Source organism: Mesorhizobium sp. M0615, from assembly GCF_040320805.1.
Taxonomy (GTDB): Bacteria; Pseudomonadota; Alphaproteobacteria; order Rhizobiales; family Rhizobiaceae; genus Mesorhizobium.
Window position 1 is genome coordinate 1 of the sequence record NZ_JAMYQI010000045.1, and the last position, 1,229, is coordinate 1,229.

General features: G+C 59.0%; 1 protein-coding gene. It reads right to left on the reverse strand.

Features of this window, described 5'->3' with window-relative positions:
* Window positions 1–890: ABC transporter transmembrane domain-containing protein (locus tag NKI46_RS30880; RefSeq protein WP_352749718.1), on the reverse strand; the 890-nt coding region annotated here is incomplete at its 3' end.
* Window positions 891–1,229 lie beyond the last annotated feature (339 nt).

The window sequence follows — 1,229 nt, forward strand, 5'->3', positions numbered from 1 at the left end:
ATTGTCACGCTTTCGAGGCGCAGTTCGCGTTCAGGTGCAGGCATTAGCATAACAGGAGCGGTTTCAGGAACCTTTTCCAAGAGGTCCTCCAGCCGCGCCCAACCCTGGCGCGCCATGAGGAAGGGTTTCCAGCTTGAAATGGCGAGGTCGACCGGAGCCAGCGCACGCCCCATCATGATCGAACTGGCAATCATGACCCCGGCCGTAGCCTCTTCCCTGACGACAAGGTACGCACCGACGGCAAGAATGGCCGATTGCAGCAGCACGCGCAGCGACTTTGAAATGGCACCCAGCCCACCTGCCACGTCCCCAGCTTTCCGGTTGGCGGCCAGACACTTGGCATTGGCCTTTTGCCATCGGGCAGCGATCCGCTTTCCAAGACCGAGAGCTTGCACGACCTCGGCATTGCAACGCGCTGCTTGCAGCAGACCATTGCGTGCCATGTTGTGGGCAACGGTATCGCTTATCGGCCCTTGCGAGAGAGTGTTGGCAAGGAGTGTCAGAGATGTGAGACCGACCGCCCCGATAAGTGCCGTCATGCCGATCCAGAAATGAAGGAGGAAGCAAATGCCAAGATAAAACAGCATCCATGGCAGATCGAAGAACGCTGTCGGACCGTTTCCACCTAAGAAGCCGCGAACATTGTCGAGATCGCGAAGCGGCTGCAAGCCGTCGCCCGGCATGCGCGTTGAAAGCGGAAGGCGAACGATCGCATCGTGAACGCGTCCGGAAAACTGTCCATCGAAACGCTCGCCAATCCGCAGCAGCACGCGGGCGCGCAAAATGTCAAGCAGGCATTGGAACGCATAAAGCCCCGCAGCAAGCACGACGAGCCCCACCAGCGTGGATACGCTGCCACTTGCCAGAACGCGGTCATAGACCTGAAGCATGAACAGCGGCGAGATGAGCGCAAGCACGTTGACCACGCCGCTGATCAACACAATGCCCCAAATCGCGGAAGTCAGAGGGAAGGGTCTCAAAGCTGAATCCTTTAAGGAATGGTTGTCACGTAAGTCTCCGGAGGCTGGCGACCCAGCTCCCTATATTGCTCCCCGACCGGCAACCGACTGCATCCGCTCGCTGGTTCAGGATCAGTGCTCCCGCCGAATATGTTTGGTCCCGGCGTTTAATGGAGCGGGTCAACAACACCGTCCGGCTGAAGGTTTGGAAGGGATTCATCGTGGTCGGCCGCAAGGGCCCGAACAGGCTTCCGCCTCCACACCTTCAGG